Here is a 7,291-nt window from a genome sequence, read left to right on the forward strand (position 1 = left end):
AGCTGCACGGTGGTTTTCATCAATGGGCAGGTGCCCATGCTGTTTCGTGCATCGTCCCGAGAAAGGTTGACGTTGTTGGGGTTTTTGGGTCTGAAAGGCTTTGACATCTCGCAAGCTCCGCGAGCGTAGCGCTCGCCCTGATAGGGCCTTTGAGATATCAATACCCGTGCCACTTACTGATCAATCCATATAAATCAATAAGTTATATAAAATCGCAAGCAAAAATCACACCTTAACCAAGTAAAAGCAGGCAAAAGTGCGCAAGAAGTTGCGCAGTACTGCGCAACTTCTTGCGCACCCCTCTACAGCCCTTTAAATACGTGCCCTTGAGCCATAAAAAAGCCCATAAATACACAATTAACTGCGCAACTTCTTGCGCACTCTGCGATTGGGCATCTTTCACAAAACAGGCATCACACGCACAAAAAAAACCGGCACCCAATAGGAGTGCCGGTTTTAAAAGACGCCCACAACGCGGGCCGAAACCTCACGCTGCGACCACAGAACTAGCGCAATGTCGGCCCCTGAAAGCCCATCCACATGGCCAATTGCTCAGCCACGCTGGCGCCCAGCTTTTTCGAGAAGCGGTCAAAAGCCGATTCTTGCACCGTGAAGTCGACCAGTTCTTTTTCGCCGATCACATCACGAGCAACCGAACTGGCGTTGCCCAGACCATCGATCAAGCCCAGCGGCAGTGCTTGCTGACCGGTCCAGACCAACCCCGAAAACAATTCTGGGTGATCCTTGTCTTTCAGACGATCGCCGCGACCTTGCTTGACGCTGGCAATGAACTGTTCGTGCGTAGTGTTGAGCACGCCCTGCCAGAACTTGGTTTCATCCGGCTTTTCAGGCTCAAACGGATCAAGAAAAGCCTTGTGCTCACCCGACGTGTAGGCACGACGCTGAATACCCAGCTTCTCCATCGCCCCGACAAAGCCAAAGCCGGCTGCCGTGACACCAATCGACCCCACCAGACTCGCCTTGTCCGCGTAAATCTGATCGGCCGCACTGGCAATGTAGTAAGCACCGGAAGCCCCCAGATCGGAGATCACGGCGTACACCTTGATATCAGGGTGCAAGCCACGCAAACGACGAATCTCATCGTAGACATAGCCCGACTGCACAGGACTGCCGCCCGGACTGTTGATGCGCAGCACTACACCCTTGACCTTAGGGTCTTCAAACGCAGCCTGCAGACTGGTGATCAGGTTGTCGGCACTGGCCGCTTCTTTATCAGCAATCACGCCTCGCACCTCAATCAGCGCGGTATAGCCCGCACCCTTGGTTGCATTGCGCTCCATATCCAGAAACGGCGTAAACACCAGCAGCACCGCCATCAGATACAAGAACGTCAGCGACTTGAAAAAAATACCCCAGCGACGCGCACGACGCTGCTCCTGCACACTCGCCAACAAGGTTTTTTCCAATAACTTCCAGCTCTTGTCATCACCTGCTGCCGACTCATCTTGCGCAGGCGCCTTCCATTGATCAACCATGCTCTACCCCAGCAAAAACTTTAATTAACCTGCCGACTCAGCCAGGCACGCAATTCGGGAAAACTATCAATAGCCAATCGCGGTTCAAACGTGAGCAAGCGCTCTATTGATTGAGCACCATAGCTGACGGCTACAGAGTCAATGCCTGCATTGCGCGCCATCAGCAAATCAAAGGAAGCGTCCCCCACCATCAAGGCCTGCCGGGAAGACACGCCGCAATGCGCCAGAATTTGATTCAGCATCAAGGGATCAGGCTTGCTGGCGGTTTCGTCCGCCGCCCGCGTGACATCAAAGAATCGCTCCCAACCATGGGACTTGAGCACACGATCAAGTCCGCGGCGCGCCTTGCCCGTCGCAACCGCCAGGCGATAGCCATCGGCACGCAAAGCCTCAAGCGAGTCCGCCACACCAGGAAACAGCGGCGAAGGCTCGGCATCCATTGCGATATAGACGTCGGCATAGTGCTGACGAAAGGCAACCACCTCAGCCTCGGCCATATCGGGATAAAGCGTCAGGATGGCCTCAGGCAAACCCAGGCCAATAATCCCCTTGACCGACTGCTCATCGCGCTCAGGGCGTCCCGAGCGCTGCGCTGCAACTTGCATCGCGCTAACAATCCGACCAACGGAATCGGCCAGCGTGCCATCCCAGTCAAAAATAAGCAGTTTGTACTCACTCAGCACTCAGGCGCTCCACCGTTTTGGCCCACATCTCGTCAACCGGCGCCTGTAGCTTCAGCTCGCCACCATCCGGCAACGGCACCGTCAGCATATAGGCATGCAAGAACAGGCGTTTACCGCCCAGATCACGAATTTCTTTGGAGAAACCTTCATCGCCGTACTTGGTATCACCGGCAATGCAATGACCCGCATGCAGCGTGTGAACCCGAATCTGGTGAGTTCGACCAGTAATCGGCTTGGCTTCGATCAGGGTGGCAAAATCACCGAAGCGACGCAGCACCTTGAACACCGTTACCGACTCCTTGCCCTCTTCATTGACCTCAACCATCCGCTCGCCTGAACGCAGATTGCTCTTCATCAGCGGCGCACGCACTTGCTTGATCGAAGTCGCCCAGTTGCCGCGCACCAACGCCATGTAGCGCTTGTCGACACCATCACCCCGCAGCGCTTCATGCAGATGACGCAGCATGCTGCGCTTTTTGGCAATCATCAGCAGGCCGGAGGTGTCGCGATCCAGGCGGTGCACCAACTCCAGCTCCTTGGCGTCGGGACGCATCTGACGGAAGGCCTCGATCACGCCAAACGTCAGGCCGCTGCCGCCGTGCACGGCAATCCCGGCAGGCTTGTTGAGCACAATCAGTGCCTTGTCTTCGTAAACAATCGCGGCTTCGAGTCGTTGCAGCAAACCTTGCGCCACGGGCACCGGTTCATCACGCTCAGGCACGCGAACCGGCGGCACGCGCACAATATCGCCGGCCTGCAGCTTGTACTCGGGCTTGATCCGCCCCTTGTTCACGCGCACTTCGCCTTTACGCAAAATGCGGTAAATCAAGGTCTTGGGAACACCCTTGAGCCGGGCAAGAAGGAAGTTGTCGATGCGTTGGCCGGCATATTCCGGCGTGACCTCAAGCAGCTGAACGCTGGGGGTCGGGGGGGTAGTCGTCGTCATGGCGCGGATGATAACAATTTTTTATGGAATTGAAGCACTTAATCATTGCTGCTATAGTCGCGAACGCCGCCAAAAGCGGCCTGGACAGCGGATTAACGGTGAACAACCGGCCCTGACCAACGCTCTTCACGAGGACGCGAGGCCGTCCTACGGGGCTTTTGCTGCATACGAAACACAGGGAGTTGTAACAAGCGCAGGTGACATGAGGCCTGAAGCGAGCCTGGAAAGCAGAGTGAAAACTCGCCTTTTACGCCGATATTCACGGCCAGTTCACAAAGTGCAGTCAGCTCCAGGTATTTCGAGCGAATGTTTCGGAAACATCGCCTTTATTAGCCATGATGCGTGAACTCCCCTTTTGGAGAACACGGTAAATGCCAACCCGCTGCGGATTCTGCGCGCGGCAGCACCCGAATTATCAGGGATACGTGTAGGGTGGAGATGCACAACCGTCGGACTGTGTAGCAATAGGCTTTATCAAGACGCTTCATCTCGTCCACAGCCGCTGGTTGATTCCTCCTCCTGACTGAGTGCTTATTAAGTCACCACAGCAAGCAGGAAGCGTAAGTCGCGACTTCGCCCCCATTGGTCGAACCTCGCTGGACACTGGAGTGGCCAACTACTCCTGACGCACCTGACACCGACCATGAGAAGTCGTGTGTGCCGAACGCCGTTTCCGGTAGCCCGGAAACCGACGGTACAACATGAAAAGAATGCTGATTAACGCAACTCAACCTGAAGAGTTGCGTGTTGCACTGGTAGATGGCCAACGCCTCTACGACCTGGACATTGAGTCGGGTGCACGCGAGCAGAAGAAAGCCAACATCTACAAAGGCCGTATTACTCGCATTGAACCAAGCCTTGAGGCTGCCTTTGTCGATTTCGGCTCTGAGCGCCACGGGTTCCTGCCCCTCAAGGAAATCTCCCGCGAATACTTCAAGAAAGCGCCTGAAGGTCGCGTAAACATCAAGGACGTCCTGAGCGAAGGCCAGGAAGTTATCGTGCAAGTCGAGAAAGAAGAACGTGGCAACAAGGGCGCAGCCCTGACCACTTTCATCAGCCTCGCTGGCCGTTATCTGGTCCTGATGCCAAACAACCCGCGTGCAGGCGGTATCTCCCGTCGCATCGAAGGTGAAGAACGCAACGAACTGCGCGAAGCCCTGAACGGCCTGATCGCCCCTGCTGACATGGGCTTGATCGTACGCACTGCCGGCCTGGGTCGCAGCAGCGAAGAAATGCAGTGGGACCTCGACTACCTGCTGCAACTGTGGACCGCCATCAAAGAAGCCTCGCTGGATCGCTCCGCGCCATTCCTGATCTATCAGGAAAGCAATGTGATCATCCGTGCTATCCGCGATTACCTGCGCCAGGACATCGGCGAAGTACTGATCGACAGCGTAGAAGCCCAGGACGAAGCCCTGACCTTCATTCGCCAGGTGATGCCGCAGTACGCCAGCAAAATCAAACTCTACGAAGACAGCGTTCCGCTGTTCAATCGTTTCCAGATCGAAAGCCAGATAGAGACCGCATTCCAGCGCGTCGTTGAACTGCCTTCCGGCGGCTCCATCGTTATCGACCCGACCGAAGCCCTGGTGTCCATCGACATCAACTCGGCGCGCGCCACCAAAGGCAGCGATATCGAAGAAACAGCCCTGCAAACCAACCTTGAAGCCGCTGAAGAGATCGCTCGTCAGTTGCGTCTGCGCGACATCGGCGGCCTGATCGTCATCGACTTCATCGACATGACGCCTGCCAAGAACCAGCGCGCCGTGGAAGAAAAAGTCCGCGAATGCCTGGAAGCCGACCGTGCCCGCGTACAAGTTGGCCGCATCTCGCGCTTTGGCCTGCTGGAAATGTCCCGTCAGCGCCTACGCCCATCACTGGGAGAGAGCAGCGGCATCGTCTGCCCTCGCTGCAACGGCACCGGCATCATCCGTGATGTTGAATCGCTGTCGCTGGCCATCCTGCGCCTGATCGAAGAAGAAGCCCTGAAAGACCGTACTGCCGAAGTACGCGCCCAGGTGCCAATCCCGGTTGCCGCGTTCCTGCTCAACGAAAAACGCAACTCGATCACCAAGATCGAACTGCGCACCCGCGCGCGCATTGTGATTCTGCCGAACGATCATCTCGAAACGCCGCACTTCGAAGTTCAGCGTCTGCGTGATGACAGCCCGGAAGCTCACACCAACCAGTCCAGCTACGAAATCGCTGCCGCGGCTGCCGAAGTAGAAGAAGTCCAGCCAGCCGCTGCGACCCGCACTCTGGTTCGCCAGGAGGCCGCCGTTAAAACGGCGCCGGCCCGCGCCTCAGCTCCGGTACCGACCGAAGTTGCCACTCCAGTTGCCGCTGCGGCCCCGACTGTTTCTGAACCTAGCCTGTTCAAAGGCCTGGTGAAGTCGCTGGTCAGCCTGTTCGCCAGCAAGGAGGAGCCTGTCGCCCCGGCCCCGGTTGAAAAACCAGTGACTACCGAGCGTCCGGCCCGCAACGAAGAGCGTCGCAACGGCCGTCAGCAAAGCCGTAATCGCAACGGTCGCCGTGACGAAGAGCGCAAGCCTCGTGAGGAACGTGCACCTCGTGAAGAGCGTGCACCTCGTGAAGAACGCGCGCCACGCGAAGTCCGCGAGCCGCGCGAAGAAGCACCGGCAGTTACAGCCGTCCGCGAAGAGCGCGCACCTCGCCCACCGCGCGAAGAGCGTACCCCTCGCGCTCCGCGTGAAGACCGCAAGCCGCGCGGCGAAGGTCGTGAAGAGCGCGTACGCGAATTGCGCGAACCTCTGGATGCAGCCCCTGCCGTTGCCGCTGCTGCTGCTGGCGCTGTGACCGAAGAAGAACGTCCAGTTCGTGCGCCTCGTGAAGAGCGTCAGCCTCGCGCTCCACGTGAAGAACGTGCACCACGCGAAACCCAGGCTGCCGGCGCTGAAGACGAAGAAGCACTGTCAAGCGAAGAGCAATCGCAGGACGAGACACAGGACAACGCCGAGGGCGATCGTCCACGTCGCCGCTCCCGTGGTCAGCGTCGCCGCAGCAACCGTCGTGAACGTCAACGCGATGCCAACGGCAACGTGATTGAGGGTTCGGAAGAGAACAGCGAAGAAGCCAACGCCGAAAACGCTGCCGCCCCACAACCGACTGCCGAGCACGCTGTTGCCAGCCAGATCATCAGCGCACCTGCTGAAGCCCAGGCCCATCAACAAGCCGAGCGCGCCACTCAGGCCGCTCAGGAATCGACAACGGTCGAAACCGAAACTGCCGCCGTTACGAAAGCGCAGACAACCGAAGTGACTATTGCCGCAACACCTGCAGCCGAAACCCCAGTGGTTGAAGCGCCAGCTGTTGAAACGCCTGTCATTGAAACACCGGTTGTCGAAGCACCTGTGGCACACACCCCGGCTGTCGAGTTGCCAGCGGTCGAAGCCCCAGTTGTTGAAGCCCTGACCCCGGTTGAAGCATTCAAGGCGCCAGACGTGGAGACTTCACCGACTCCAGCAGCCGAGCCTGAAGTCAAGGTCACCGCCGAGGCCGCCCCTGCAATCGAAACCCCGGCCGTTGCCGCACCGGAGCTTGTAGCCGAAGTCGTTGTCGAGGCTCCTGCGGTGGAAGCGCCACGCGCTGAAACCCCGGCTGACGAGACGCCCGTCATCGAGAAAGCGTCTGAGCCGGCCAAGCAAGCCCGTGTTGCTCGCGAGCCTGTTGCCCAACCAGCCGCTGTCGAGGCCGCACCGGCTGCAGCAGCAGAACCTGTCGTTGCCGAAATCGTTGTGGCGCAAGCGGTGGTTGAAACCCCAGTGACTGCGCAACCTGAACCTATTGAAGCGGTTGTAGCCGCCGAAGTGGTTGAAGTTGTGGTTGCCGCTCCGGTTGTCAGCACACGGCCAAGCAACGGTCGCGCACCTAACGACCCGCGTGAAGTTCGTCGTCGCAAACGCGAAGAAGCTGCAGCCGCTGCCGCCGCTGCTCAAGCATCAGCGAACGAAACCGTAGCCCAGGAAGAGCACGAGACCAAACCCCTCGTCTAATTCCAAAGGCCACTAAAAAGCCCCGTCAGTTCTGAACTGGCGGGGCTTTTTTTATGTCGCTGTCCCGTCCTGAATAGGGTTTACACCTTCTGACCTATCTTCAGGAGGACTCAATGGATTCGGGAAAAAGGCGCAGTCAGCGTGATTACACGC

4 protein-coding genes are annotated in these 7,291 nt (G+C 57.9%); 1 reads left to right on the plus strand and 3 read right to left on the minus strand.

The features are described from left to right. Positions 1–506: 506 nt before the first annotated feature. From sppA to rluC, 3 genes are read right to left on the minus strand one after another with little or no spacing between them, the layout of a single operon-like run. Entirely contained in the window at positions 507–1,496 is a 990-nt protein-coding gene (sppA, locus tag ACIQYF_RS23430; RefSeq protein WP_402866609.1) for a signal peptide peptidase SppA, read from the minus strand. 20 nt (positions 1,497–1,516) lie between these two features. Beyond that, a complete protein-coding gene (locus ACIQYF_RS23435; RefSeq protein WP_402866612.1) occupies positions 1,517–2,179 on the minus strand; it encodes an HAD-IA family hydrolase in 663 nt (220 codons plus the stop codon). Then, positions 2,169–3,125 carry a 23S rRNA pseudouridine(955/2504/2580) synthase RluC gene (gene rluC / locus ACIQYF_RS23440; protein ID WP_402866615.1) on the minus strand — a complete coding sequence of 319 codons (957 nt, stop codon included), beginning with the start codon at positions 3,123–3,125 and terminating at the stop codon, positions 2,169–2,171. The genes ACIQYF_RS23435 and rluC overlap by 11 nt, the downstream gene beginning before the upstream one ends. A 710-nt stretch (positions 3,126–3,835) precedes the next feature. On the opposite strand from rluC, the gene rne reads away from it, so the two are divergent. Continuing rightward, a complete protein-coding gene (gene rne / locus ACIQYF_RS23445) occupies positions 3,836–7,138 on the plus strand; it encodes a ribonuclease E (RefSeq protein WP_402866618.1) in 3,303 nt (1,100 codons plus the stop codon). Positions 7,139–7,291: the final 153 nt, after the last annotated feature.

This window comes from Pseudomonas sp. NPDC096917, from assembly GCF_044762555.1.
Classification (GTDB): domain Bacteria; phylum Pseudomonadota; class Gammaproteobacteria; order Pseudomonadales; family Pseudomonadaceae; genus Aquipseudomonas.